Here is a 26,271-nt window from a genome sequence, read left to right on the forward strand (position 1 = left end):
GTTTGCAGAGATTAACTTAGGCCGATCAACCTGCTGACGAGCATTGCCGCAAGGCAGACAAAGGCAAATGCAAAGGTGAGCTTGACCGAAAGGTCGGCGATCACCCTTAATCTTGCACCTTTGTTTAGATCATTGCCCAATTCTCCCTGCTTGCGGAACGGCACTGGCTGAGATGGGTTAGAGAAAGTTGCCTGGGCTTGATAAGCCGCCTGCATTTCCCTGACTCGATCCCGATCCGGTGACGCTGCCTGATGTCCAGGCAAGGGGTAAACTGCCTCGGTTTTTGGTCTTTGGACAATCCCAATTTTCTTGGGCCCAAGAAAATTGGGAACATTTCCTTCGTGACTAGCAAGCATCCGAGCGGCCGCTTTACTGCTAGTTACCTGGAGTTTTTGCCGTGCGGAACGCAAACGTTCATTGATGATATTGGGGGTTACCCCAATCTCTTGCGCGGCGGTTTTCGCATCGTGGCCCATCAAAAGCAGGCGCAGCACTTTCTTTTCTTTTTCGTTGAGATCGTTACATGCCGTTCGGGTCATTTTACAATCATATGTTAGCTGGCCGCGTTTGGCAAAAGGAACGATCAAAATGATTGTTGTTTGATAAATTTCTTGGGTCCACCGGTTTTTTTGGCCTTGTTTCTATGGAGTTAATTGACTTGTTACCGCGACAATTCATTAACAAAAATGGTTAATTTTTCCAAAAAACTACAGGATTTATGCGGGTTACATTCTCCTATGGTAAATATGTTACTCCCCTTGGCGTTGGTGACACGGGTTGAAACTCAAGAAGGATGACCGATCGGCGCATAACCGTGTTGTTCGGTAACAAGATCTACGCGATGATCTGTTTGGAACGACAGTATGACGGGTTTGGTCGCTCTGAATTGCAGTCCTTCCATGCGTAAAAGGATCATTGGCGGAGCGAAGGGATATTCTGGTCAATATCCACTCGCTGGAATAGTTCTAGTGCCATTCTAAACGAAGAGATTAGTCTCTTCTTTAGACGATCAAATCCGGGACGACCCAAGTGTTCCCATGCTTGGTTCGGCCCGGATTTGATAGCACCGGCCTAGATAAATCTGGGCGAAGTTACCTCATTATTTCTGGGAAATATTTGGATACCAAGACACTGCGTCTTGGTGATCGGGGAAGTTTTGTCCAACCGATCTATGTCGAATAGAGCAAAGATTGAACGAGTGATGCTAAGAGGCGAAAAGAAAATTTTGAGCCCCAGAGAGAAGGAGCTGCTTTGGGCCAACCTTGTGACTTGGGGGTCAATTGTGACTGCTTTGGTTCTCGCGGTATCTTTATCTCCTGCCAGCCTATTGGGAACGGATCGGCCCAATGTCTCGCGCTGTTCGGACGCGGCTGCTCAGGCTCCCGTTAACGGCGCTGCTCTGACCGTCAGTTGCCTAGCAATGAGCAAAGAAGCTTTGTCCGCTGATCGGCGGCAGGCTTCACCGGCCGTGGCTCGCCCATAGCGCCGCCATCCTGATTGCGGTTCTAATATTTACGCGCTTCTTCCACGAGCATGACCGGAATGCCGTCCCGTATGGGATAGGCTAGCCCGGCTGCTTCGCTGATCAATTCCTGCGCATCTACATCATGGATAAGCTGCGTCCGGGTGATCGGGCACACCAATATGTCGAGCAAGTCCGGATCGATTGCTGGTTTTTCCTCGTTCATTGCAAGGTGACCCTGTCGTCGTCGCCATCTTGCCGGCCAAAAAATTGGAGCAGTTGGATGGTCAGTTCGGCGCGATTGGCAAGGCCATCGACTTCGAGCAGAGCCTGTTTGGACGCTGCATCAAAAGGTGCAATCTGAGCGATACCGTTGACAAAGGCCATGTCATCGAGCCGTCCGATGCTGTCCCAGTCGACTTGATAGCCTTGTACATCGGCAAATTTCCGGGATTCTATCTCCAGAGCGGCACGTTCGGCGCTAGCCAGTATTTCGTCCATTTCCTGATCATCTTCGACCTCGGCGCGCACCTGACGAAATGCTGTGGAGGCATCAATTTCTTCGATAACCCGAAAACGCGCCACACCTTCCAATACGACATTGAAACGGCCGTCATCGAGCGCCTCAATATCGATGATTTTTCCGAGACAGCCAATATCGAACAGGGCGGGGTGATCGCCTGTTTCTTTTGGCTGGATCATTCCGATTTGTCGGTCGCGCGCCATTGCGTTGTTGATGAGCGCGCGGTAGCGTTCTTCAAAGACATGCAATGGCAAATGCATGCCGGGAAATAGCAACGCGCCTGCCAAAGGAAATATAGAGAGGCGTTTGGTTTCGCTCATCCGAACAGCACGGCACTAAGCTTGCGGCGGGTAGCGGCAACCCATTCATCTTCCAGGCCAACCATTTCGAACAAAGAGAGCAGTTTCTGGCGCGCCGCACCGTCGTTCCAATCCTTGTCAGCGGCGATGATGGTTAGCAGATGTCCGGCGGCTCCGTCATGGTCGCCGGTGGCTATCAGCGCGCTGCCTAGGTCGAATCGCGCCTGATGGTCTTTGTCATTTGCGGCGACGGCGGCTTCCAGCGCAGTCAGGGCGCCGGTGTCAGGCTTGTCTTTCGCCAATTGCAGGGTTGTCGCTGCCCGTTCGATTGAGGGGTCGCTGCGTAGTTCATCGGGCAATCCGGCGAGAGCGGCTTCTGCCTGCTCCAAATGTTCTGCCGCGACCAGTGACCGAATCAGTCCGCCAACGGCTTCAACATTGTCGGGCGCCATATCGGCGATCTGCGCGAAAATTCCGGCGGCCCGCTCGGCATCGCCTTCGCCCAATACTTCTTCGCCCATGGCGAGCAGCGGGGCAATATCTTGCTGGGGTTCCGCTCCGCCGCCGACCGGTAGTTTTTCGAGCAACTGGTCGAGTGCGCCTGTGAGCTGGCTTTCAGACCGCGCGCTGGTCAGATCGGCAACCGGCTTGCCCTGAAAAATCGCATAGACGGTCGGAATCGATTGCACCTGAAACTGGGCGGCGATGAATTTATTTTCATCGACATTGATCTTCGCCAGAACCACGCCCTTGTCGGCATATTGCGCTGCGACCTTCTCCAGCATCGGGGTCAAAGCCTTGCACGGCCCGCACCATTCCGCCCAGAAATCGAGAATCACGAGCTTTTCCATGCTCGGAGTCACGACTTCCCGCTGGAAGACTTCTACCGCTTGCTGTTCTTCGACTGTCAGTCCTGCTGTTGCCACTTTTTGCTCCTGTTACCGCGCGGAACGAATGTTCGGACTCGCGCTCAAATCGTTTAACTTGTGCGCTTTATGTGGGGTCTGGAGGGGCAATGCCAAGGATATTTTTGCATTTGTAGTCAACTAGGGGGTGATTGGGGCTTGCGGGGTATAAAAACCCATGCTAACCGCGCGCCTCAACTGCTGCTGACCAAGTGATTACCCAAGTGTCGCAGCAACGCCGAGCGGGCGTAGCTCAGGGGTAGAGCACAACCTTGCCAAGGTTGGGGTCGAGAGTTCGAATCTCTTCGCCCGCTCCATTTTTCCAGAAAAAATGACAATCCAGACGATCCGGCAGGCGCCCGAAACGTTGTGGCTTGCTTATATGTTGTAACGCAGGATGGTCTGTGACCGCTATATCTCGAAAGCGGACATTAGAAATTCAATGACAGGCCTTCAAATCACGACTGAGCAACCACCAGTTTACGGGCCATGCAGCAACAAATCCCGCCGGAATGGCAATCATCATCGCAATCCAAAATTGCGGTGCCAATAGGCTTCCCGCTGTCATCCCACCCATATAAAAATCGGTAGCATTCATCGCGATTTCCATCACACCTATTGAGATGACTTCGCCAAGCCAAATCAGTTTCAATGCCTGCATGAACGTTTTGCCTTGATCGCGTATGACGGGCAGCAATCCGAGTGTGAAACCTGATAGATAGGCAAGTGAGGTTGCCAATATGATCGTTGGCCAAATTCCCAATCCCAATGCCATGGCGATGATAAGTCCGGCGACCTCACCGATCACACAACCTGTCAGGCAATGCAGCGTTGCCTTTGCGGATGTCACGAAGGGATTGGAGTTATGTTCTGAGTGACCTTCATTATGGCATGTCGTGTGATCTGTCATTTTGTCCATCTCCTTAAAACCAGAATCTAACGCCAACGACATAGTTGGTGACACTGGGGTCTTCGCCATCGGCAATCGCAAAATCCCGGCTGCTGCCTAATTTCCATTCCTGTTCAACGCCAACATATGGCCCAAATTCTGGTGTGATTTCGTAACGTAGGCGTATCCCGGCCTCTATACTGTCGATGCCGGAACCTGTTTCCAATTCTGGAATATCTTGCGCGGAAAAATTGATTTCAGCGCGTGGTTGCAAGATCAGTTTCTGCGTGACGCGGTGGCTATACTCACCTTCAACGCGCGCTGTCAGATCGCCTTTGTTGGAGAGGAATGTCGCGATGTCTATTTCCAGAAAATAGGGAGCAACGCCTTGGGCACCGACAACAAGGTGCGTTCGGTCCGGCCCATGAAAATCCTGACGAACGCCAGCTTGAAAATCAAAGAAAGGTCCGATGGCATGGCTCCATAGCGCCTGCACTTCAGCTTGCTCTATCTCTTCGCCAAAGCTGCCTTCGCCTTCGCTTTTGAACCAGAGTTTGTCACTATCCCCGCCATAATAACCCTGCACGTCCCACAGATAACCATCCTTGCCATCGCGAGCGCGGTATTCAATCCTGTCTCCCTGAAACCAGAATAGCTTCATATTGCCATGTTCATCATAGAGCGCATCGCGTGATGGCTGCATGGCTTCCTTACCCCAGATACTATCCGCCGCATTCGCATTGGCAGGTCCAGAACCGGCGCTTTCTGTCGTTCCGCTAGGTTTTGGCGGCATGCCGTGGTCAGAATGATCAACCTGCTCTTTTTCACCATGGTCCATTTTTGAATGATCCATCTGGCTATTGTCTTCCAGTGCCAAAACGGGCGATGAAAGCGCGCATATTGCGGCGAAGGAGAGGATGCGCTTCATCATGCTTCTTCCGGAAAGGCCACACTGACCGTTTGCATCATACCTGCGTGCATGTGGTAAAGCAGATGGCAATGGAATGCCCAGTCACCCGGTTCATCGGTTGTCACATCGAATGTGGCGGCGCTGCCCGGTTGAACAATGACGGTATGCTTCTTGGGTTGGTGAGGTCCTTGACCGTTGACCAGTTCAAAGAAAACACCGTGTAAATGGATCGGATGCGCCATCATCGTATCATTCACTAACTTCACACGGACGCGTTCATTATAGGCAAAGCGGATTGGATTATCTTTGACAGAGCTAAATTTCTTGCCATCGAATGACCACATATAGCGTTCCATATTGCCAGTGAGGTGCAGTTCCATTTCACGGTCAGGCGGGCGCTTACCATGGTCCATATCCAGTGACCTGAGCATTTTGTAGTTGAGAACGCGGTGCGGCACATTGTCCAAACCTAGCCCTGGATAACCCATCCGGTCCTGTGGGTTCATAGCGACCATATCAATGCCCGGACCAACATCGACCGTTTCGGGCAATCTAGAAGTGTCGCGCATCTTCATTCCGCCCATGCCATGATCCATCGCTGCAGGCTCCGGATTTTCCATAGCTCCATGGTTCATTCTGGAATGATCCATCTTGCTGTGGTCTATTGGCTTTGCATTCATGGCTCCATGGCCAGAATGACCGCCCCCTCCATGACCACCATGCCCGCCCTCCATCATTCCGCCGTGGCCCATATCAACCATGGAAAGTAGCGGCGGGTCACGTAGCTCTGGGAAATCGGCGCGTCGGCCTGTTTTGGATGTCAGTGTGGCTTGAGCCATACCAGATCGATCCATGCTTTCGGCTACAAGTCCGAATGCACCGTCTTTCTTGGGCGTCACGATCACATCGTAGGTTTCAGCAATACCGATTTGAAACTCATCGACTTCTGTGGGCTGCACATTCTGTCCATCAGCCTGCACGATGGTCAGAGGCAATCCTGGTATACGGATATTGAAGAAGGTCATCGCGCTGCCATTGATGAAGCGCAACCGAATCCGTTCACCCGGTTCATAGGGAAGTTCCAACCCATCCGCAGCGCCATGGCCGTTGATCATGTAAGTATATGTCGGTGCAGAAACATCAGCGATGTCAGTTGGCATCATCCGCATCCGCCCCCACATCAATCGTTCTCCTGTGCTCAAATCGTAATCATCGAAAGCGGCGGTTTTTTGGTTACTGAAATAGCCCTCTGCGACTTTGAGTTTTTTCATGATTTGATGTGGATGTAGGGGTGTAAATTCGGAAAGCAGGATCACGTGCTCACGGTCATATTCGACCGGGTCTTTGCCTTCGGGATCAATGATGATCGGGCCATAATGGCCCATCTGCTCCTGCAGTCCCGAGTGACTGTGATACCAATATGTGCCGAACTGGCGAACATCAAATTTAGCCGTGAATTGTTCGCCGGGTTTGATGCCGGGGAAACTTAGGCCCGGAACGCCGTCAAATTGAAAAGGCAAGAGAATCCCGTGCCAATGCACACTGCTATCTTCGTTCAACATATTGTGAACCATCAGTCTCGCATTTGTGCCTTCTTGCAATCGGATAAGCGGACCGGGGATGGAACCATTTAGGCCGATGGCATGCCCAGATCGACCAGATGTGCTGAAACTGCCTTCGCCAACATTCAAATGCACCATTGGTCCTGTCAGAACTTCCGAACCCTGTTTGAAGACTCCATGATTAGAATTGTCGATTTTGCCTTTGGACCATGCTGGCATGGAGAGGCCGCTTGTCGCGGAAAGAGCCGCCAAACTGCCTATCATTTGGCGGCGGGATATTGAATATTTGCCTTCGTTCATGGGAGACGATATATACCCCCTATAGGTATATGACAAGAGTGATGGAAATGACACAAACCGCGAAGCACACAGACAAGCTCAATCGCTTGAAACGGATAGAAGGCCAAGTGCGCGGTATCGCGGGCATGATCGAAGAAGATCGCTACTGCATGGACATTCTAACCCAAATGCAGGCGGTGAAGTCCGCGCTCGCCAAGGTGGAAAGCCAGATATTAAAAGACCACGCAGCCTGTTGCGTTGCGGAAGCTATTTCATCGGGTGATGAAGCTCAGCAGAAACAGAAATTTGGCGAGCTAGTTGATTTATTTGAGAAAATGAAGCGCTGATCTAATGTCCGCTTTTGCGCCCAAAGCGGACATTAGAATTCTGCGACGGAACAGCAATATCCGCTGTTCAAGCTCCATAGTCTAGCCCTCGCGAGCACTCAATATTCCCGTCACCAATTCCAGATCACTTGGCTTGTCCACATCGATTGCCGCTTCGGCTATCGGCAAGACAATCGGTTCGGCCCGCAGGTTCATGCGGCGGCCTGCTTTGGCCATCGCCTGCCTAAAACCAATCGTCCGAGTAATCGCGCGGAGCAGCAGCCAAGGGCCGAAATGGGCGAAGATTTTCCAGCCCTTTTTCCGGTCTTGTTCAACCATGCTCCAAAAGTCTACCGCTGGTTTCGCGGCTTCATTGTGCAGGGCGAAGAGATTGGCACCGCTATAGGCACCACCCCGGAATTTCAGCCAGGTCCGGCGGGCGTCGGGATAGGCGGCGAGCATTGTTTGACGTTCGACCACGCCGACCGCGACATCTTGTCCGTCATGTGCTTGAAAGAAACAGTCCAATATCTCTTCGGTCAGCAGTGGATTGTCGGCGGTGGTCGCCAGCACCGGCCAGGGCGCGCGCTCGGTACCGATGATCCCGTGGATGCTAGCGGCGATGCCATCGTGCGATTCCACGAAGGTGATATTGCCTTTTTCTACTAGATCAGGGTGCAGGCCGGCCTTCAGGGTTGCGGGTGACTGGCCCATGATGACGATCCTGCCGATATCGGATGATGCCATCAGTGCGCGTGCGACGCGTTCGAGCATCGTCTGTCCCGCGATCGGGATCAACGCTTTATATCCGCCGTTGCTATGCGGGGCCATCGCGTCAACCTCGGGTCGCTGGCCGGCCAATATGATGGCGGTCCACAGCGACTGCTGGCCGGATGGCTCCATAGCAGTGGGTTTTTCGGGATTTTGGGCAGAAGTCACGGCGATCCTTATCATGCTCCATTGCTTCCTCCGAAAACGGGCTTCCCGGGCAGCAGGTGCTTGGGTGGAGACCCCCGTAGACTTCCCTGGAGAATTTGTCCAAGGACATGCGTCGGCGAAACGATTTCGCTTGCGCGTTGAGAGCTATGAGGTCCGACATCCGATGGAAGAGAAATGAAGCCTGACCGATCAAAGGATCCGCAGCGCATCGGCTTCTTGTTCAATCATGACGAATTGCATCAGGTCGCCCATATCGCGCCGATTATCTCTGCGTTGCAGCGGCAGGCTCCGACGGCGCAGGTCGAAGTCATTACCTCCAGCGACCGGCAGGCCGAGGCGGTTCGGCAGTTTTTGGACCCCGCTGCTCCACTTCCGCAATTTCAATCCATCCGTCCGAGTGGCTGGAGCCGGATGATCGAGGCGTTGCTGGGCAATATGGTGCCGCTCAACCGGCTAAGCAGTTTGAAACGCAATGCCGCTTTGTTCCGGCAATTTGACGCATTGGTGGTGCCGGAGACGACAACCACCTTTCTCAAGAAGAACGACCAGATGGCCCGGCCCAAGCTGATATTCTTCCCCCATGGTGCGGGAGACCGGTCGATTGGTTTCTCGCCGGAAATTGCGCGGTTCGATCATGTCCTGCTGCCCGGCGAAAAGACCCGTGACCGGATGTTGGCGGCGGAGGTTATCCGTGCGGATAATCACAAGATCGTCGGCTATCCCAAATTTGAAGCCTATGCACCCCGGCCGCCGGTGAAGCTGTTCGACAATGATAAGCCGACCGTGCTCTACAACCCGCATTTTGATCCATTGCTGTCTTCTTGGTTCCGCTTTGGCGAGCAGATTTTGGACTATTTCGCGAAGCAGAATGACTATAATCTGATCTTTGCACCGCATGTGATGCTGTTCCAGCGCAGGCTATTGGCATCGGTCGAGCACCGGTTGTTCCGTTTTCGCCAGAATATCGATCCGCGCTATGCTGTGCTGGACCACATGCATATCGATACCGGCAGTGAACGCAGTGTCGATATGACCTATACTAGAACGGCGGACATCTATCTGGGCGACGTCAGCAGTCAGATATATGAATTTATCCAGAAGCCTCGTCCGGCGCTGTTCCTCAATTCTCATGATGCCAAATGGCGGGATAATCCCAATTACGATCATTGGACTTTTGGCCCGGTGCTGGATGATGTTGCCGGTCTTGGCGCATCCCTGGACGCGGCCTCTCCGCTTTCGGATCTATATCGAGAGGCCCAGACACGCGCTTTTGTGCATTCCTTTGATCGGGATGATGACGTACCACCATCGCTGCGCGCAGCGGCGGCGATTGTCGAATTTCTCGATCTTGCGTAGCGATCCGCGCCGGATATCAGGCGCCGGGCGGCTCGATGGTTAGAAAATGTCGGATCTCTTCGGAATCCGGTCCCAGAGTGATCGGGTTTTTGACGCCCGGCAGGACACAGACATCGAATAATTCGGTAATCGCACCATCGAAACGCAGCCATTGGGCGACTTCGCCTTTCGCCAGCGATACGATGTGGATGCCGCACCAAGCGTCGCTATCTTCTTTTTTCAACCGGTCATCGAGGGCAAGTCCTTCGAAATGGCCCTTTCGGGGCTTTGACAGGGTCACGAAGGCATGATCCTTATGAAAAGCCAGGCCCCGTAAAAACCCCGGGAAAAAGGCCAAAGGCACGAATTTGGCATTGTCCGGATCAATCCAGCCCAATTCTCCGGTCCCCGAGTTTAGCAGCCAGACCCGACCATCGTGGACGCGCGGGCTGTGCGGCATCGAAAGACCGTCGGCAAGGATGGCGTTGGTTTCGACATCAATGATCAGGCCACCTTCATCCCGATCCTCGCGCCAACCATTGGCCACGTTGGAGCGCGAGACGGCGCTAACATATTTCGGTTTTCCGTTGACCATCGCGAGCCCGTTAAGATGGCAGCGATCTTCGGCAACCAGTTCGCTGATAAAGTCCGGTTTCCAGATGGGTTTGAAACTGTGCGTTAGGCTCGGCTCGCTCAGGCAGTTGAAGCGGGTGTTGACGAAGATGATCTTGCCGCTGGTTTGAATGCCGATTTCGTGAATGTCGACATTGCCGGTGGTCTGTGCATTGCGGGGGACATAGACTTTGTCATGCAGATGATTGACCATCTGGGTCGGGGTTAGGACATTTTCCATGCGCACGATCTGCGTCAGGGTCCCGAGATACATACGGTCCGCGTCTCCGGTTACGCCCATCGCTTGTGGATAGACCGCCTCATGAAGCGCCAGTTTGCCGTCGGGGCCATGGCCGACCAGATACAGCCGGCCGGTCTGATAGGAGGTGAAGCCGATGGAGATATTGTTGGTTGCGAGAAACGCCGCCAGTCCCGGGGAAAAGCTAATGTCGATATTGGCCGCTTCTGCCGCAGCCGTCGGAGCGGCGTCCGTCGGAGTATTTCTATCTTCCGGAGCGATAGTTTCAGCGGTTTCCGCGCCATCCGCGCTTGCTTTTTTGTCGCTCACAATATTGTTCCTGCTCGGCAGTGGTTTGGGTTCGTGTTCTTTCTACGCGGGACGTTAAAAGTCGACGGCTATCCCTTTATGCTCCCAATCGCCGTAGCGGGTAGGCCCCTTCTTCTCCGCAGACTCTTCCGCCTTTTCGATGGGATCGGGTTTGGGAACCGGCTTGCTTGGGGAAAGATGCGCGGGTGGCTTCACATGGGCCGGGCGTTCGCCGGGTTTTCTATTGCTTTCGGTCATATCCTGCCTGTCCGCCAATTTGAATCGCACTGCTTTAATCCCTATATTGAAGCTAAGGCCAATATAATCAAGCGAGTGCAGGCGATGAACTTTATGAAAACCACAATGTTGCTGGCGGCGCTGACCGCCCTGTTCATGGTGATGGGCTATTCGCTGGGTGGCAGCGGGGGTGCAATCATGGCCTTGCTGGTTGCAGCGGCGATGAACCTGTTCACCTATTGGAATGCCGACAAAATCGTTCTGAAAATGCACAATGCCGTAGAAGTTGACGCGACCAGCCACCCCGAATTCTATAATATGGTCAAAAATCTCGCACAGCGCGCCGAGCTGCCGATGCCGAAAGTCTATATTGTCGAGCAAGCGCAACCCAATGCTTTCGCGACGGGCCGGAATCCGGAAAATTCGGCGGTTGCCGCGACTACGGGCTTGCTCAAGGCGCTGAACCATGACGAGATTGAAGGCGTGATGGCCCATGAACTCGGCCATGTGAAAAACCGGGATACGTTGATCATGACAATGGTCGCCACGATTGCCGGCGCGGTATCGATGCTGGCGAATTTCGGTATGTTCTTTCGCGGCAACAGAGGAGCCGCCGGGATCATGGCGGTGCTGATCGCACCCTTTGCCGCGATGATCGTGCAAATGGCGATCAGCCGCACCCGTGAATTTGGTGCCGATGCTACGGCGGCGCAGATCAGCGGTAAGCCGCTATCGCTGGCCGCTGCGCTGGCCAAGATTTCCGGCCAGGCGGTGCTGATCCCCAATCCGGTTGCACAGCGCAATCCGGCTGCGGCGCAGCTCTATATCGTGCCGGCTGGTGTGCGGCAGATGTTCTCCACCCATCCCGCGACCGAAGACCGGATCGCGCGGCTAGAAGATATTGCGCATGGCGGTGACTCTGGCGGCGGTGACTCTGGCGGTGGTTCCGATGGCTGGTCCAATCGACCCGATGAAGTGGGTGATATGAGCCGCCAGCGCAAACCCAGCGCGCTCGATCCCACACGGTAAGTTTACCGCTAATGTGTTGCGACTTGGCGCGCTGCATTTGGTGATCAGTTAAAGGCCATGTGGATGGCTGGACCAGGGAATTATTCAGACACTGGCTTCTGGAGTCACTAGCCGCTCTAATCCGAGAGCTGGCTGCAATACGGAACCGTGTTCGTTTGCCAATATTTCCGTGATGAAAGCACGGCAGGGAATATTCCCTGCCGTGCCTAATTGTTTTGCCTGATCTGGATTATTCAGCGAGCATTGCGTCATAGGCAGCGCAAGCTTCGGTAAGGCCATAGCTTCCGTCAGCAGCGCCTTTTTGAATGTTGCCCTGAATTTCCTGCATCTTGCTGGTCATTTCCTGCATCGCTTCTGGATTGCTGGCCAGACCCCGCAGTTTTTCGCCAAGTTCCGTTGCTTTCGCCAGCATGGTTTCTTGGGTGCATGGCTCAGCAGTCGCCGCTTCTGTAGCCTCTGCAGCTTCTTCTGTTGCTGCAGCTTTCGATGCTTCATCGCTGGTGCCGCATGCGCTCAGGGCTAGGGCGCTGGCAAAAATTGACAAGGTGGCAATTGAATTTTTCATAGTTGTTTCCCGTTATTTTATATTGGTGCCGCCTTTGCTGACAATGCGCCATGGCCCGGCAGCGGACGTAGTCTTTTCCACTGATCATGGATCGGTGAAGTTTCAGATTGATCCATCAATCTCCCTTGCCGATAGCTTTCTCGCGTCACCGTCAATGCCATGTCCGAAACCATCGTCTCTATGCCCCCGCCGGTTGGTGCACGATTTGCGACCCCAGAAAGCGATTGTAGGAAAAATGGTGATGAACAGAATGAAAATATTACGTGAGAAAGTTTCCGTCGTAGAGCTTTGGGTTAATCCAAGCTTAAACATAATGTTACACGTGTGCCGTGGTGTGATATATGTCACATGCACGCGAAAGAGGGGCTGATTGGGTAAAAAGGCGGGGTCGTAGCATTCGACTGCCATTATTCCGGCGGCTGATCTTGCACCCATCGCGGGCGTCCATTCTATCCAAAAGCTTGATCGAAACGCGGGAGGGTCTATGCGGTGCGGCAGAGCGGACCATCCGGGTTCTCCAAGCCATATCATCGCGGAATCAAAATGAATCAGCCCAATAATAAAATTCCCGGCCTTGCCACGCGCCAGTCGGCCCTTCGCTTGCTTGACGCCGTCTGTCGGCGGGGCGAGACGCTGGATCAGGCGATGCCGGCGGCAACCGGAAAACTGTCCAATCCGTCGGATAAGGCACTGGCCCATAATATCGCCGCCAATGTGCTGCGCTGGATGAGCGCGCTGGATGCAATGATCGACAGTGCGACCCGCAACCGGCTGGCTGATGACGCGAAGGCGCGGATGGCGCTGCGCATCGCGCTTGCGCAGGTGTTGATATTGGAAACGCCGCAACATGCCGCGATTTCGACCGCCTTGCCTTTGGTCCATGGTGGGCCGCGCCGGTTGGTGCATGGTGTCTTTTCGACCATCATGCGCGGGATAGAATCGGGCAAGTTGAAACTGCCGGAATATCCCGAAATTCCGGGCGAGACGCTGGACCGTTGGACCAGCAATTGGGGCGAAGATGTTGCCAATGCGGCTTCTCAGGCCTGGGCCAAACCTGCACCACTCGACCTCAGCTTCCAGTCAGAAGAGCTTGGCACGTTGGACGGCAGGGCGCTGGCCCCGAAACATCGCAGGATGCTTCCATCTCTTCCAGTGACCGAGCTGGACGGTTTTGATGATGGCCAATTCTGGGTCCAGGATCTGGCAGCGTCCATTCCCGCACGGCTTCTGGGAGAAGGCAAGAACCGGACGATATTCGACCTTTGCGCAGCACCGGGTGGTAAGACGATGCAGCTGGCAAGTGCCGGCTGGAAAGTGATCTCGGTTGATAGCAGCGACAAAAGAATGGAGCGCTTTCAGGACAATTTGAAACGTACCCGATTGCAGGCGGAGGAAGTGATTGCCGACCTGATGCAGTGGGAGCCGGCTGAGCCCGCCGATGCTATCCTGCTCGACGCGCCGTGCAGCGCCACTGGTATTTTTCGCCGTCATCCCGATGTGCTCCACTGTATCGGTTCTCGCCAGATTGCCGATCGGGCCGAAGTGCAGAGCGCCTTGCTCGACCGGACTGCGTCTTGGGTGAAGCCCGGCGGAACATTGGTCTATGCGGTTTGCTCGCTGGAACCGGAAGAAGGCGAGGAGCAGATCGAAGCCTTTCTGGAGCGGCATAGCGAATTTGCCATTGATCCGGTCAGCGCCGACGACTTGCCGAAGGGGCTATCGCCAACCGATGATGGCTGTGTCCGGACGCTGCCAAACACGCTAGCGGACGAAGGCCATGTCGATGGATTTTTTGTCGCGCGTTTGGTCCGGAAAAGCTGATTTTCTATATATTGTGAACCTGTCCCCAATCTGTCCACAAGGGACTGTGAGATAGGCCGCATCCCATCTTGCTTGCTTTGGTCAAAAATTCTACAGCCGGGCGCAGTTTAAGGAAGTATAATGTCCGACAGCATCCGTATCGCTCCATCCATTCTCTCTGCTGATTTCGCTCGCTTGGGCGAAGAGGTGCAAGCCATAGACAAGGCCGGTTGCGACTGGGTGCATGTCGATGTGATGGACGGCCATTTCGTGCCCAATATTACCATTGGACCCGGCGTCGTCAAAGCGCTGCGCCCGCACAGCGATAAGCCGTTTGATGTTCATCTGATGATTTCGCCGGTGGATCAATTTCTGGAAGATTTTGCCGAGGCCGGCGCTGATATCATCTCCTTCCATCCGGAAGCAGGCCCGCATCCGCACCGGACGGTGCAGACCATCCAGTCGCTCGGCAAACAGGCCGGACTGGTGCTCAATCCGGCAACCCCGCTCGACATTCTCGATTATCTGATCGATGATCTTGATCTCATTCTGGTGATGAGCGTCAACCCCGGCTTCGGCGGCCAAAGCTTCATCGATAGCCAGCTGCGCAAGATCGAGGCGATCCGCAAGCGGATTGACGCGACCGGCAAGGATATTCGCCTGGAGGTGGACGGCGGCATTGATCTCAAAACCGCGCCCAAGGCGATTGCAGCGGGCGCCGACACATTGGTTGCCGGAACCGCCACGTTCCGTGGCGGGCCAGATCATTATGCGGCCAATATCAGCGGCCTGAGGGGTGAATGACCACCAGCAGTTCTGACCGGCTTGATCTGGGCGATAGCGACCCGGATGAACCAGTGGACGATGACGAACATAAACCAGCAAGCGAAGGCCGCAGTTTAACGCTGCGCCATGACAAGGATCGCGGTCAGTCGTTGGCTGAGCAGGTGACCATGCTCTATTACCGGATGACATGGCGGATGCCGATGCACCGGCTGCGCCTCACCGGAAAACTACCCATGCGTCTGCTGGCCGTGCCGGTCGATCCGGTTGACGGTGACCGGGTGCAGGGGACTGCGGTCCGCGCGGGATATTTCCTGTTCCGGGGCCTCAAGAAAAAGCACGAGAATATCGATTTTTCCAATCTCAAACTGCCGCCGCAGTTTGAAGATTATGTGCATCGCTTCCTGTGGTTGCGCGATCTGGATACAGCAGCATCCCGTGATCAAGCGGTGCCGGTGGCGGAAAAGCTGATCAACCAATGGCTCGATGCCAATGGCAGCGCAATTCGCCAACCCGCTTGGCGGCCCGATAATTGTGGGTGGCGTTTGTTGATCTGGGCGAGCCATGCGCCGTTGATCCTGTCCTCCAGCGATCTCATCTATCGTTCAAAACTGCTCAACAATATCGCCCGCACCGCCCGGCATCTGGATCGGACTGCCGACAAGGCAAATTCGACGCTTGGCCGGTTGGTAGCGTGGAGCGGCGTGGTGGCGGCCTCCTTGCTGCTACCCGAAGGGCGCGTACGCCAGATTGTTGGCGAAGCGGGCCTGGAAAAGGCGATGGGCGATTTTTTCTTCACCGATGGCGGCAGCGTGTCACGCTCTCCGCTGAACCAGATGGATGCGGTGATCCTGCTATCGATGCTCAAGCAGGTCTATCTGGCCCGCAAACAGGAAGCGCCCGTGTTTCTGGAAGAGGCGCTTAACAAGGCGGTACCGCCGCTGACCGCGCTGGCTCATTTTGATGGAACAATGGGCAATTGGCAGGGCAGCGGCGCGACGTCACCCGAGCAAGTGGCGCAAGTGGTGGACGCCAGCGAGGTGCGGGCCCGACCACTTCGGCAGGCCCACGAATGGGGTTATCAAAGGGTTTCTTCCGCACGTTCGGTGCTGGTTCTGGATGCCGCGCCGCCGCCGATTGCGCGCATGGCAGTCGCGGGCTGTGCCTCGACATTGGCTTTTGAATTTTCCAACGGCGATTGCCGGATCATCAGCAATTGTGGTGGAGCTGGACTGGTCGGCGCGACCATACCGGCGGCATTGGCCCGAGGTCTTCGGACCACCGCTGCGCACAGCACATTGTGCATCGCCGATAGCAATAGCACCTCTATTCTGGCCGACGGCAAGCTTGGGCGCGGGGTCAGCGAAGTGGAGCTATTCCGGCGCGACGTGGAAAATGCGACAAGATTGGAAGCCAGCCATGATGGCTATGCGCGGCGCTTTGGCTTGATCCACAAACGGCTGTTGCTGATGCGTTCCGATGGTCTAGAGCTGCGCGGCGAGGATATGCTGATTCCCGATGGGAAAAAGCGTCGGCGGCGTAAGGATGATATCGACTATGCGGTGCGTTTCCATCTCGGGCCGGATATCGAAAGTGATCTGATTTCGGAAGGCAAGGGCGTGCTCTTGCGTTTGAAAGATGGAAATTTATGGCAATTCCGTTCGACGAGCGGAGAAATTCAACTGGAAGACAGTATCTGGGTCGACGGCATGGGTATAGGCCATGAAGTCAAACAGATGGTGATTAGTGGAGCAGTGGGCAGGGGCGGCGGAGCCACCGGCTGGTTGCTCAAACATATGGGGTAAACATGACGGAAAATATCAAAATCAAACGCGCGCTATTGTCGGTTTCGGACAAAAGCGGCCTCGCCGACCTGGGCAAGCAGTTGGCGGCCATGGGCGTTGCGCTGATCTCGACTGGCGGCACGGCCAAGGCTCTGCGCGATGCGGGTCTCGAAGTCGCGGATATCAGCGATGTGACCAACTTCCCTGAAATGATGGATGGTCGGGTCAAGACGCTGCACCCCAAAGTCCACGGCGGCTTGCTGGCGCGGCGTGATGATGCTGGTCATGTGGCATCGATGGAAGAACATGATATTGCCGGGATCGATCTGGTGATCGTCAATCTCTATCCCTTCGCGCAAACCGTTGCCAAAGGCGCGGAACGCGACGAGATTATCGAGAATATCGATATCGGTGGACCTTCGATGGTCCGCAGCGCGGCGAAAAACCATGATTTCGTCACCATCGTCACCGATCCGTCCGACTATGCCACCTTGCTGACCGAGCTGCAGCAGAATGACGGCGGCACTTCTCTGGCTTTCCGCAAGAATATGGCGGCCAAAGCCTTTGCCGCGACGGCCAGCTATGACAGCATGATCGCCCAGTGGTTTGGCTTTGCCGATCAGGGCAAGATGTTCCCCGATACGTTACCGCTGACCATGAGCCAGCCTGTCGAATTGCGCTATGGCGAAAACCCGCATCAAAGCGCGGCGCTTTATCTGCCCAATGGTCCGTCGGCCAGCGGCATAGCGCAGGCAGAGCAACTGCAAGGCAAGGCGCTCAGCTATAATAATTATAACGATGCCGACGCCGCGCTGGAACTGGTCAGCGAATTTCGCGATGGCCCGCCCACGGTGGTTATCGTCAAGCATGCCAATCCCTGCGGCGTGGCGAGCGCGGACAATATCCTCGACGCGTATAAAGAGGCTCTGGCCTGCGATAGCGTCTCGGCTTTCGGTGGCATCATCGCGGTCAACCGGCCGCTAGACGGTGCGGCAGCGGAAGCCATGACCGGCATCTTCACCGAAGTCGTCTGCGCGCCCAGCGCCGATGACGACGCCAAGGCGATTTTTGCCAAGAAGAAAAACCTGCGCTTGCTGCTGACCGGCGAGCTACCCGACCCGACGCGCGGTGGCATGGGCTTCAAATCCATTGCGGGCGGTTTTCTGCTGCAGTCCCGCGACAATGGCCAGATATCCCGCGATGATCTGAAATGTGTCACCAAGCGCCAGCCGAGCGAACAGGAGCTGACCGACTGCCTGTTCGCGTGGACGGTTGCAAAACATGTGAAATCCAATGCCATTGTCTATGCCAAGGGCGGCGCGACAGCCGGTGTTGGTGCCGGACAGATGAACCGACTGGAATCCGCACGCATTGCTGCGTGGAAAGCCAAGGATGCAGCGGAAAAAGCGGGTTGGAGCGAAACGCGGACCTTGGGATCGGCGGTCGCATCGGACGCTTTCTTCCCCTTTGCCGACGGCTTGCTGGCCGCCGTCGAAGCGGGCGCAACCGCGGTCATTCAACCCGGTGGTTCCATCCGTGATGATGAAGTGATTGCAGCAGCGGATGAAGCAGGACTGGCGATGCTATTCACCGGGATGCGCCATTTCCGGCATTAGACTTTTTCCCTCTCCCTTCGGGGAGAGGGCCTGAGCCTCAATCAGATATCATCAGACAATAGTCATTATGCTCCGCACTTGATGCGGAGTCCGGCATTTTAAAGCGTGAAAAGTCGCCAAAGCTCCGCATCAAGCGCGGCGCTCAACCGAGCGGGATTATTCCGGCGTAGCGGCTTGCGCGTTTTGTCCGTCACCTTCTGGTGCGGCGATGATGTCGCGGGTTACGCTGCCTTTGTCGACGGTGAAGGTTTCCGGATCACCAATCGAGCTGCGAATGCCAGCGTCGGAGCTACCGGCCTGACCAACAATGGCCGATTCGGTGATGCTGCGCGCTTGTGGTCCGCCGAACAGGGCTTCCAGAGTCTGCTGCTGCAAACCACCGGCTTGCGGGCGAGGCTCGCCCGGCTTTGGCGGGGTCAGCGTGAAATCGGGTGGAATCACCAGCGGTGGCTGGCGCGAAACAGCAAATTCATCGGGCCGTTCGCGGTCAAACAGACCGGAGGAACCGCAGGCCGTCAGACTGGCCAGCGAAATAAGGCTGATGGCGACGGTGGATTTACGCATGATATTGTCCCTCAAAAATCTCTTATGGAGCCTGATAGCGCGCTCCTGTCACAGGTCAACTTTCGTCAAGCTGAACATCGTCTTTTGTCTGGTCATCATTTTCGCGGATGAACAGCGCCCGCGCAAGCAAGATGACCACGCCGATGCTGATACAGGCATCGGCAAGGTTGAAAATCAGGAACGGCCGGAAGTCACCGATATGCAGATCGGCAAAGTCGGCAACATAGCCGAGCCGCGCCCGGTCGACGATATTGCCCATTGCCCCGCCGAGCACCATCGCCAGCGCAATAATATCCCATTTCGCGGTTTCACGGTTCATCCAGATCCAAACGGCGATGCCGATCAACCCGGTCAACGCGACCAAAGCCCAGCGCTGAAAATCGGTGGAGGCGGTCAGAAAACCCATGGAAACGCCATAATTTTCCGCCCAGGTGAGATCGAAAAACGGGATCAGTTTGATCTGCCCTTTGGCCGGTAGCTGCAGAATTTCCATAACGACAAATTTGCTGATCTGGTCCAGTGCAAAGATCAGAAAGGCGATGATCAATCCGGTGCGGCGATATTTCTTGATTTGGTCGGTCATGCCAGCACCTTTGCACAACGACCGCATAGCGCGCCATCTTCTTCTACTTCGGGAAGGAGACGCCAGCAGCGACCGCATTTGTGATTTTCGGTCTTGGTGACGGTGATGTCTGCCCCGTTGTTGATCTGCGCGACAATTGCCAGTTCGGCAAATTCGTCGCTGTCGATCGGAAGGTCGGTCATCGGATAGATGACTTCGGCTTCCAGGCTCGACCGGATTGTTTTCTCGCGGCGTAGCGGCTCGATCGCTTCGGTGACCTGCTCACGCGCATCGCGAATCTGCTGCCACTTGCCAGCCAGATCAACATCGGTCCAACCCGCATCCACCTCTGGCCATAGCTTGAGATGGATCGAGTCATTCTCATCCGGGAACCGGCTCTGCCAAATTTCTTCAGAAGTGAATACTAGCACCGGCGCGATATAGCGGGTGAGGGCGTGGAACAATATGTCCATCACCGTCCGATAGGCCATGCGCTTCGGATCATCCGGCGCGTCGCAATAGAGGCAATCCTTGCGGATATCGAAGAAGAAGGCGCTCAGGTCTTCCTGTGCGAAGGCGTTCAGCGTCCGCATATAGGGACCGAAGGCAAAGTCGCCGACATGCTGTTTCAGCTCCGCATCCACCTCGGCCAGCCGGTGCAGGATATAGCGTTCCAGCTCCGGCATGTCGGCCACCGCCACGCGCTCGGCATCGGTGAAATCACCCAAGCCGCCCAGCATATAGCGGAAGGTGTTGCGCAATTTCCGGTAGCTGTCGGTGACGCCCTTGATGATTTCATCACCAATGCGATGATCCTCGGTATAATCGACACTGGCCGCCCAGAGCCGCAGGATATCCGCGCCCTGCACGTCGATGATCTTTTTCGGGTCTAGCGTGTTGCCGAGCGACTTCGACATTTTCTTGCCGTTTTTGTCGAGCGTCATGCCGTGGGTCAGAACGGCTTTATAAGGCGCATGACCACGGGAACCGCAGCTTTCGAGCAGACTGGACTGGAACCAGCCGCGATGCTGATCGCTGCCTTCCAGATAAAGGTCGGCGGGCGACTGGTGATCCGGCCATTTGCCGCTTTCCAGCACGAAGCTGTGGGTACAGCCACTGTCGAACCAGACATCGAGAATGTCGGTGATCACTTCATAGTCATCGAGACTGTGATCATTGCCGAGAAAATCCTGATGATTGGCATTGAACCATGCATCGGCACCGCCGGTTTTAAAGGCGGCGATGATCCGCGCATTGACCGCCGGATCATTGAGATATTCACCGCTCTTGCGGTTCACATAAAGCGCGATGGGCACGCCCCAGGCGCGCTGGCGGCTGAGTACCCAGTCAGGACGGCCTTCGACCATGGATTCCAGACGGCGACGCCCGCGTTCGGGCACGAAGCGGACCTTGTTGCGAATTTCGTCCAGCGCGATTTCGCGGAGCGTGGCGGGAATGCCTTCAGCATGCCCGACTTCCAAATCCGTTCGCCCTGAGCTTGTCGAAGGGTCCGCGTCTGCCAGCTGTGCTTCGACAGGCTCAGCACGAACGGCATTTGGTGCCGTCAGCGGTTCATCCATCGGGACAAACCATTGCGGCGTGCAGCGGTAAATAATCTTGGCTTTTGAACGCCAGCTGTGCGGATAGCTATGCTGGAAATCATCGCTGGCGGAGAGCAAACCACCCGCTTCGCGCAGGTCCGAACAGATAGGCCCATCGCTGCCAACAAATTTCTTGTTGATGACGCTGCCCGTTAGCGGCAGCCATGGCCAATCCTCGCGATACTGTCCGCCTGCATCGACCGCGAACACCGGATTGATGCCATTGGCTTTGCACAGATCGAAATCATCTTCGCCATGATCGGGCGACATATGGACGAGGCCCGTACCAGCATCGGTGGTGACGAAGCTTGAGCCATCGAGGAACGGGCGGGGTTTTGTATAGAATTCGCTGTCCGGGAATTTGTCCGCCATCGGGTGTTTGGCGGTGGCTCCGGCGAGTTGGGAGCCTTGGAATTGGTTGTCAACTATTAAGGCTTGAATGCGCTCTGCGTCCGATAAACCAGCTGCGACATTTCCAATAGGTTTGAAGTTAAGCCCGGTGCGTTCGAAGAATTGGTCGACTAGATCGAAGGCAACAAGATATCTGCGATCATCGCTCGCGTCGATCTGCAAATAATATACATCCGCCCCATAAGCCAAAGCCTGATTAACCGGAATCGTCCACGGCGTCGTCGTCCAGATTACCGCATGCGCACCAACCAGCTCCGGCGCATTCGGCGCATCGACAATCTCGAACGCCACATCAATCTGCGTCGATGTGATATCTTCATATTCCACTTCGGCCTCTGCCAGCGCGGTTTTCTCGACCGGCGACCACATCACCGGCTTGGCACCGCGATAGAGCTGGCCGGCTTCGGCAAATTTTAGCAATTCGCTGACAATCTCCGCTTCCGCGTCATAGTCCATCGTCAGATAGGGTTTGTCCCATTGCGCTAAGACGCCGAGCCGTTTGAACTCCTCGCGCTGCACATCCACCCAATTATCCGCATAGGCGCGGCATTCGGCGCGGAATTCGCTGGCCGGCACCTCGTCCTTGTTCCGTTTTTTCTTGCGATATTGCTCTTCGATCTTCCACTCGATGGGAAGCCCGTGGCAATCCCAGCCGGGTACGAAAGGGGCGTCTTTGCCCAGCATATTCTGTGAGCGGACCACCAGATCCTTCAGCGTCTTGTTCAGGCTATGGCCGATATGGATATTGCCATTGGCATAAGGCGGGCCATCATGGAAAATGAATTTCTCATTGCCATCGCGGGTTTCGCGCAATTTTTCATAGAGGCCAATCTTCTGCCAGCGCTCCAAAATCGCCGGTTCCTTGTTCGCAAGGCCAGCCTTCATCGGGAAATCGGTTTTCGGCAGGAAAACCGTGTCTTTATAATCTGCTTTCGGATCGCTCATAATCGGGGGATTAGGCGAGGTTGCGAACGTGTGCAAGCATGGTTTTGCAACGGCGCCTGTACCGTTCATTCTGAGCTTGTCGAAGGATAGTTATAGGCTTGAGAAGTGGTCCGACAGGCTCACCACGAACGGAACAAAAACTAGCGGATCAGCGCGGGGCCGACTTTCAGTATATCCTCGACCATCACATAGCCATTATAGCTGGTCGGAATGTCCGCCAATTGATCGCCATGGACGATTCCACGGGTGGATTCGCGGTCGTTCATCGGACCGGTAATCACGATCCGTGCGCCAACCGCGTCCATGCGGGCGATCGTGCGGTCGGGCCAGCCGGCAATGGCCCATTGAAAGTCCAGCGGGACGATGAGCGTCGCATTCTTGCAGCTATCCGGGGTAATCCCGAGCCAGCCCATCCACGCATAATCTTTGGTGCAGGCCTTCACCATCGGTTTTGTCCAGGTCCACGCGCCAGGAAAAAGCTCACCCATGCGCATGGTTGGCGCTTCTCCGCCGTAGAATCCGTCGCCTTCTTTGACAGGATCGCGACCTGCCGCTTTCAATATCGCCGCCAATTGATCTGCTTCAGCCGGATTTTTGCTTTTGAAATTGAACAGAAATGGCTTGTAGCTTTCTGCCGCCAGCGCTTCTTCGACCGTCGGGATTTTGCCGACGCCCTTGCCGCGCAGGGGATAGGTCTCGCCACCGTCAGCGGTATAGCCATAGCTGATATCCAGCGCCTTCAGCTCCGCCAATGCCTTGTCCCGGGTCTTGCCGTTGCCATTGGTCCGGCAATCGACGGTCCAATCATGGAATAGCACCATCTTACCGTCTTTGGTTGGCGCAACATCGACCTCGATCATATCCGCCTTGGCGTTGACCGCGGCGCGGATCGAATGGACGGTATTTTCGAATATATCCAACTCTTCCTGTCCCGGCAGCATGCGTTGCGCGGTGCAGTCATTGCGGCCGACGCCGGTGGGATCATAGATATGATGGACGCCGCGATGGGCGATCATTTTGATATCGCCTTGGGGGGCAGGGGCCCAGCGCGGGCTGTTGATCAGCATGATGGTCACAAAGATCATCCAGAGCCCGCCAAGGCCCCACAACAGCTTTTTCTTCATCCCAAAAGCTCACGCGCTTTGTCACAATCCTTTTCCATCTGGACCTTCAGCGCTTCAAGATCATCAAACTTCTCTTCGCCGCGCAGGAAGTGGTGCAGTTCGACCTCGATCGTCTGGCCATAGAGATCTTCGGAAAAATCAAAGAAATAGGGCTCCAGCAATTCTTTTGGCGGATCGAACGACGGGCGGATACCGATATTCGCCGCGCCGTTCAGCACCCGGCCATCGGGCAGGCGGCCCTTCACGGCATAGATGCCATATTTCGGGCGCAGATAATGGCCGATATCGATATTGGCGGTAGGAAAGCCGAGTATCCGGCCATTTTTATCGCCATGAATGACTTCACCCTGAATCGCGAACGGACGGGTCAGCAGCCGGCCCGCTTCCTCGCACAGCCCCTCTTTCAGAGCCGCACGGATGCGACTGGAGGAAATGACATCATCGCTGTCGCTGATCGCACTGACCGCTTCGCTTTGCAGGCCGTGGGTCGCGCCAATCTCGCGCAGCAGATCGATATTGCCTTGTGCGCCTTTGCCAAAGGTGAAATCGGCTCCGGTGACAACGCCTGCTGCGCCAAAACGGTCGACCAGTAGAGTTGCGATAAAATCTTCTGCGGAGGTTCCGGCCAGAGCGGCATCAAATTCGAATACCAGCATCGCGCTCGCCCCGGCATCGGCAAATAGCCGCTGGCGCTGGTCCAGCGTCGTCAGGCGAAAGGGTGGCAGATCCGGTTTGAACAGGCGCGCCGGATGCGGATCAAAAGTTGCGATAATCGCCGGTCGGCCTTCTTTCCGCGCCCAGCTGAGCGCCTTGCCGGCGACCGCCTGATGGCCGAAGTGAAAGCCATCAAAATTGCCTAGCGCTATAATCGCGCCGCGCAGCTCGCCTTCGATCCGGTCTTTTCCGTTTAGTCTTTGCATCAAGCGGCTATTGACCGGAAATGCTTGCCGGTTCAACCGCTTCTTGCGGAAGATCTTGCATCGGAACCAGCCCCTGACGGATTATCCGCATGGCGTTCAGTCCCATCACGGCGCGGATTTCTGCCTCGGTAAAGTCTGCATTCATCAGCGCCTGCGTGATTTGTGCGACGCCGCTGGCGTCAAAGCGCGTGGTGACCGCGCCGTCAAAATCGCTACCCAGCGCCACATATTCGATGCCGACCAGGTCGCGGACATGTTTTACGGCTTTGGCGACGGTTGCCGGATCGGTGTCGCACATTGCGCCGTCCCAGTAACCAAGGCCGATGATGCCGCCAGTTGCGGCCACGCCCTTTATTTCATCATCGGTCAGGTTGCGATTGACCCCGCACACCGCTTGCACGCCGCCATGGCTGGACACCACGGGACGTCGTGCCATTTTCAGGATTTCGGCAACGGTCGTGTGGCTACTATGAGCGATATCGACGATCATGCCCATATCTTCCATGTCGCGGATGATCGTACGGCCAAATTCGGTCAGACCGCCTTTTTCTTCGCCGTGCATCGACCCTGCCAGTTCATTGTCGAAGAAATGCACCAGCCCCGCCATCCGCATTCCGGCATCATAGAATTTCTGCAAATTTGCGCGGTCGCCTTCCAGCGTCTGCAGACCTTCGGCGGAGAACAGCACGCCGATCGGGCGATCGGCGCCCGTCCGCGCCGTTTCCAAAGTATCGAGATCATCGGCGGTGTTGATCGTCTGCATCGCACCGGCGGACTGTTCGACGGCCTCATCCAGCTTTTGTGCGTGATAGATTTGCCGTTCGAAAAGCGAAAACCAGGTCCGCATCGGCTGCATCTGGGTGATCGCCAGCATCGTGATATTATCGGTATCGGCGCTATTGCTGTCGTAATTTTGGCCCTTGGGCGTTTTGGTGACACTGGAGAAAATCTGCAGGCCGATGTTGCCCGCCTGCAAGCGCTTCAGGTCGATATGGCCACGGTCGACGCTATCGGTAATCTTGCGCTTCCACAGCAATGTATCGCCGTGCAGATCGACAATCATCAAGCTATCATGCAGATTCTGTGCTTCTGCGCTGATTCCCGGCAGCGGTTTGCCATCGATCATATTAATCTGTTTTTCAAACCATGCTGGTCCGACAGCCAGCCAAATGGCGAGCAATATCCCGCTGAGACCCAAAAGCGTGAGCAGGATTTTTCGCATCTTATTTCCTTTTCAAAGTGACGAAGCTGTACCCCGGCTTGCCATTTTCCGCGTCATGATCCTCGCGGGCAATCTCTTCCCAGATGGCATCGTCAAAGGCTGGCATTTTGGTATCACCTTTCGGCTTGAGATGCACTTCCGTCAATTCGATCCGGTCGGCCTGTTTGAGAAAGGCTTTGTAGATTTCCGCGCCGCCGATCACCGCGATATGCGGCGCATTGGCGATTTTTAAGGCATTTTTGATGCTGGTTGCGACCTCTGCGTCGTCCGCTTGCCATTTTTTATCCCGGGTGAGCACGATATGGCGGCGTCCGGGCAAGAGGCCGGGCAGGCTGTCAAAGGTCTTGCGCCCCATGATCATCGGTTTGCCCATGGTCATCCGCTTGAACCGCCGCTGGTCTTCGGGCAGCCGCCACGGAATGCTGTCGCCATCGCCAATCACACCATTGTCGGCGCGGGCAAGAAAGAGAATGATTTCAGGATGGTTCATGCGCGAGGCCTAGCGCAGTTCCGGCGGACT

At 55.5% G+C, this 26,271-nt stretch carries 26 protein-coding genes and 1 tRNA gene; 9 read left to right on the forward strand and 18 right to left on the reverse strand.

Features of this window, described 5'->3' with window-relative positions; genetic code table 11:
• Positions 1-11 precede the first annotated feature (11 nt).
• Positions 12-587 carry a LuxR C-terminal-related transcriptional regulator gene (locus tag ABJG22_RS06745; RefSeq protein ID WP_348019486.1) on the reverse strand — a complete coding sequence of 192 codons (576 nt, stop codon included), beginning with the start codon at positions 585-587 and terminating at the stop codon, positions 12-14.
• A gap of 695 nt (positions 588-1,282) precedes the next feature.
• Between ABJG22_RS06745 and ABJG22_RS06750 the strand changes: the two genes are divergently transcribed.
• Complete coding sequence (locus ABJG22_RS06750) at positions 1,283-1,483, forward strand: hypothetical protein (protein WP_348019487.1); 201 nt, start codon at positions 1,283-1,285, stop codon at positions 1,481-1,483.
• Between the two features lie 22 nt (positions 1,484-1,505).
• On the opposite strand, the gene ABJG22_RS06755 is transcribed toward ABJG22_RS06750, so the two are convergent.
• The 3 genes from ABJG22_RS06755 to ABJG22_RS06765 are packed head-to-tail and all read right to left on the reverse strand — an operon-like array spanning position 1,506 to position 3,210.
• Positions 1,506-1,688 carry a Trm112 family protein gene (locus ABJG22_RS06755; protein ID WP_348019488.1) on the reverse strand — a complete coding sequence of 61 codons (183 nt, stop codon included), beginning with the start codon at positions 1,686-1,688 and terminating at the stop codon, positions 1,506-1,508.
• Positions 1,685-2,305 (reverse strand): LON peptidase substrate-binding domain-containing protein, encoded by a 621-nt coding sequence (locus ABJG22_RS06760; RefSeq protein WP_348019489.1) that lies wholly within the window; start codon positions 2,303-2,305, stop codon positions 1,685-1,687. The genes ABJG22_RS06755 and ABJG22_RS06760 overlap by 4 nt, the downstream gene beginning before the upstream one ends.
• Complete coding sequence (locus tag ABJG22_RS06765; protein ID WP_348019490.1) at positions 2,302-3,210, reverse strand: tetratricopeptide repeat protein; 909 nt, start codon at positions 3,208-3,210, stop codon at positions 2,302-2,304. The genes ABJG22_RS06760 and ABJG22_RS06765 overlap by 4 nt, the downstream gene beginning before the upstream one ends.
• Before the next feature lie 221 nt (positions 3,211-3,431).
• On the opposite strand from ABJG22_RS06765, the gene ABJG22_RS06770 reads away from it, so the two are divergent.
• Positions 3,432-3,506 (forward strand) — tRNA-Gly (locus tag ABJG22_RS06770).
• Positions 3,507-3,628: 122 nt separating this feature from the next.
• On the opposite strand, the gene ABJG22_RS06775 is transcribed toward ABJG22_RS06770, so the two are convergent.
• From ABJG22_RS06775 to ABJG22_RS06785, 3 genes are read right to left on the reverse strand one after another with little or no spacing between them, the layout of a single operon-like run.
• Entirely contained in the window at positions 3,629-4,099 is a 471-nt protein-coding gene (locus ABJG22_RS06775; RefSeq protein ID WP_348019491.1) for a DUF4396 domain-containing protein, read from the reverse strand.
• A gap of 13 nt (positions 4,100-4,112) precedes the next feature.
• Positions 4,113-5,009: a copper resistance protein B gene (locus tag ABJG22_RS06780; RefSeq protein WP_348019492.1), complete on the reverse strand. Its 897-nt coding sequence runs from the start codon at positions 5,007-5,009 to the stop codon at positions 4,113-4,115.
• Complete coding sequence (locus tag ABJG22_RS06785; protein ID WP_348019493.1) at positions 5,006-6,850, reverse strand: copper resistance system multicopper oxidase; 1,845 nt, start codon at positions 6,848-6,850, stop codon at positions 5,006-5,008. Before ABJG22_RS06785 ends, ABJG22_RS06780 begins: the two co-directional genes overlap by 4 nt.
• 41 nt (positions 6,851-6,891) lie before the next feature.
• Here ABJG22_RS06785 and ABJG22_RS06790 point away from each other — a divergent pair, with 41 nt between their 5' ends.
• The gene (locus ABJG22_RS06790; RefSeq protein WP_348019494.1) at positions 6,892-7,176 is read left to right on the forward strand and encodes a metal-sensitive transcriptional regulator; all 285 of its coding nucleotides are present in this window, start codon (positions 6,892-6,894) and stop codon (positions 7,174-7,176) included.
• An 81-nt stretch (positions 7,177-7,257) separates the two neighbouring features.
• Here the strand turns inward: ABJG22_RS06790 and ABJG22_RS06795 are convergent, their stop codons facing one another.
• Positions 7,258-8,109, reverse strand: coding sequence for a nucleotidyltransferase family protein (locus ABJG22_RS06795; protein ID WP_348019495.1), 852 nt, complete (start codon positions 8,107-8,109; stop codon positions 7,258-7,260).
• A 159-nt stretch (positions 8,110-8,268) separates the two neighbouring features.
• On the opposite strand from ABJG22_RS06795, the gene ABJG22_RS06800 reads away from it, so the two are divergent.
• Positions 8,269-9,450 carry a hypothetical protein gene (locus ABJG22_RS06800; RefSeq protein ID WP_348019496.1) on the forward strand — a complete coding sequence of 394 codons (1,182 nt, stop codon included), beginning with the start codon at positions 8,269-8,271 and terminating at the stop codon, positions 9,448-9,450.
• 16 nt (positions 9,451-9,466) lie between these two features.
• On the opposite strand, the gene ABJG22_RS06805 is transcribed toward ABJG22_RS06800, so the two are convergent.
• Together ABJG22_RS06805 and ABJG22_RS06810 are read right to left on the reverse strand one after the other, a co-directional pair.
• Positions 9,467-10,609, reverse strand: a complete 1,143-nt coding sequence (locus ABJG22_RS06805) for a TIGR03032 family protein (RefSeq protein ID WP_348019497.1) — start codon at positions 10,607-10,609, stop codon at positions 9,467-9,469.
• A 54-nt stretch (positions 10,610-10,663) separates the two neighbouring features.
• Positions 10,664-10,846 (reverse strand): DUF1674 domain-containing protein, encoded by a 183-nt coding sequence (locus ABJG22_RS06810; RefSeq protein WP_348019498.1) that lies wholly within the window; start codon positions 10,844-10,846, stop codon positions 10,664-10,666.
• An 84-nt stretch (positions 10,847-10,930) separates the two neighbouring features.
• Here ABJG22_RS06810 and ABJG22_RS06815 point away from each other — a divergent pair, with 84 nt between their 5' ends.
• On the forward strand, positions 10,931-11,854 hold the full coding sequence (locus tag ABJG22_RS06815; protein WP_348019499.1) for a M48 family metalloprotease: 924 nt from the start codon (positions 10,931-10,933) through the stop codon (positions 11,852-11,854).
• 229 nt (positions 11,855-12,083) lie between these two features.
• Here the strand turns inward: ABJG22_RS06815 and ABJG22_RS06820 are convergent, their stop codons facing one another.
• On the reverse strand, positions 12,084-12,419 hold the full coding sequence (locus tag ABJG22_RS06820) for a hypothetical protein (protein ID WP_348019500.1): 336 nt from the start codon (positions 12,417-12,419) through the stop codon (positions 12,084-12,086).
• A 543-nt stretch (positions 12,420-12,962) separates the two neighbouring features.
• On the opposite strand from ABJG22_RS06820, the gene ABJG22_RS06825 reads away from it, so the two are divergent.
• The 4 genes from ABJG22_RS06825 to purH all read left to right on the forward strand — a co-directional run bounded on the left by ABJG22_RS06825 (position 12,963) and on the right by purH (position 18,402).
• On the forward strand, positions 12,963-14,240 hold the full coding sequence (locus ABJG22_RS06825) for an RsmB/NOP family class I SAM-dependent RNA methyltransferase (RefSeq protein ID WP_348019501.1): 1,278 nt from the start codon (positions 12,963-12,965) through the stop codon (positions 14,238-14,240).
• Between the two features lie 120 nt (positions 14,241-14,360).
• Positions 14,361-15,023, forward strand: a complete 663-nt coding sequence (gene rpe, locus ABJG22_RS06830) for a ribulose-phosphate 3-epimerase (protein WP_348019502.1) — start codon at positions 14,361-14,363, stop codon at positions 15,021-15,023.
• Entirely contained in the window at positions 15,020-16,807 is a 1,788-nt protein-coding gene (locus ABJG22_RS06835; protein ID WP_348019503.1) for a heparinase II/III family protein, read from the forward strand. Before rpe ends, ABJG22_RS06835 begins: the two co-directional genes overlap by 4 nt.
• Positions 16,808-16,809: 2 nt before the next feature.
• Positions 16,810-18,402: a bifunctional phosphoribosylaminoimidazolecarboxamide formyltransferase/IMP cyclohydrolase gene (gene purH, locus ABJG22_RS06840; RefSeq protein WP_348019504.1), complete on the forward strand. Its 1,593-nt coding sequence runs from the start codon at positions 16,810-16,812 to the stop codon at positions 18,400-18,402.
• A gap of 156 nt (positions 18,403-18,558) precedes the next feature.
• Here the strand turns inward: purH and ABJG22_RS06845 are convergent, their stop codons facing one another.
• The 7 genes from ABJG22_RS06845 to ABJG22_RS06875 all read right to left on the reverse strand — a co-directional run bounded on the left by ABJG22_RS06845 (position 18,559) and on the right by ABJG22_RS06875 (position 26,241).
• Complete coding sequence (locus ABJG22_RS06845) at positions 18,559-18,966, reverse strand: DUF3035 domain-containing protein (RefSeq protein ID WP_348019505.1); 408 nt, start codon at positions 18,964-18,966, stop codon at positions 18,559-18,561.
• Between the two features lie 55 nt (positions 18,967-19,021).
• On the reverse strand, positions 19,022-19,549 hold the full coding sequence (lspA, locus tag ABJG22_RS06850; RefSeq protein WP_348019506.1) for a signal peptidase II: 528 nt from the start codon (positions 19,547-19,549) through the stop codon (positions 19,022-19,024).
• Positions 19,546-22,485, reverse strand: coding sequence for an isoleucine--tRNA ligase (gene ileS / locus ABJG22_RS06855; protein WP_348019507.1), 2,940 nt, complete (start codon positions 22,483-22,485; stop codon positions 19,546-19,548). The genes lspA and ileS overlap by 4 nt, the downstream gene beginning before the upstream one ends.
• A 140-nt stretch (positions 22,486-22,625) precedes the next feature.
• On the reverse strand, positions 22,626-23,609 hold the full coding sequence (locus ABJG22_RS06860) for a glycerophosphodiester phosphodiesterase family protein (protein WP_348019508.1): 984 nt from the start codon (positions 23,607-23,609) through the stop codon (positions 22,626-22,628).
• Complete coding sequence (locus ABJG22_RS06865; protein ID WP_348019509.1) at positions 23,606-24,529, reverse strand: bifunctional riboflavin kinase/FAD synthetase; 924 nt, start codon at positions 24,527-24,529, stop codon at positions 23,606-23,608. Before ABJG22_RS06865 ends, ABJG22_RS06860 begins: the two co-directional genes overlap by 4 nt.
• A gap of 7 nt (positions 24,530-24,536) precedes the next feature.
• Entirely contained in the window at positions 24,537-25,751 is a 1,215-nt protein-coding gene (locus tag ABJG22_RS06870; protein WP_348019510.1) for a dipeptidase, read from the reverse strand.
• A 1-nt stretch (position 25,752) separates the two neighbouring features.
• A complete protein-coding gene (locus ABJG22_RS06875) occupies positions 25,753-26,241 on the reverse strand; it encodes a dihydrofolate reductase (protein ID WP_348019511.1) in 489 nt (162 codons plus the stop codon).
• Between the last annotated feature and the right edge of the window lie 30 nt (positions 26,242-26,271).

The organism is Parasphingorhabdus sp. (assembly GCF_039939955.1).
Classification (GTDB): domain Bacteria; phylum Pseudomonadota; class Alphaproteobacteria; order Sphingomonadales; family Sphingomonadaceae; genus Parasphingorhabdus.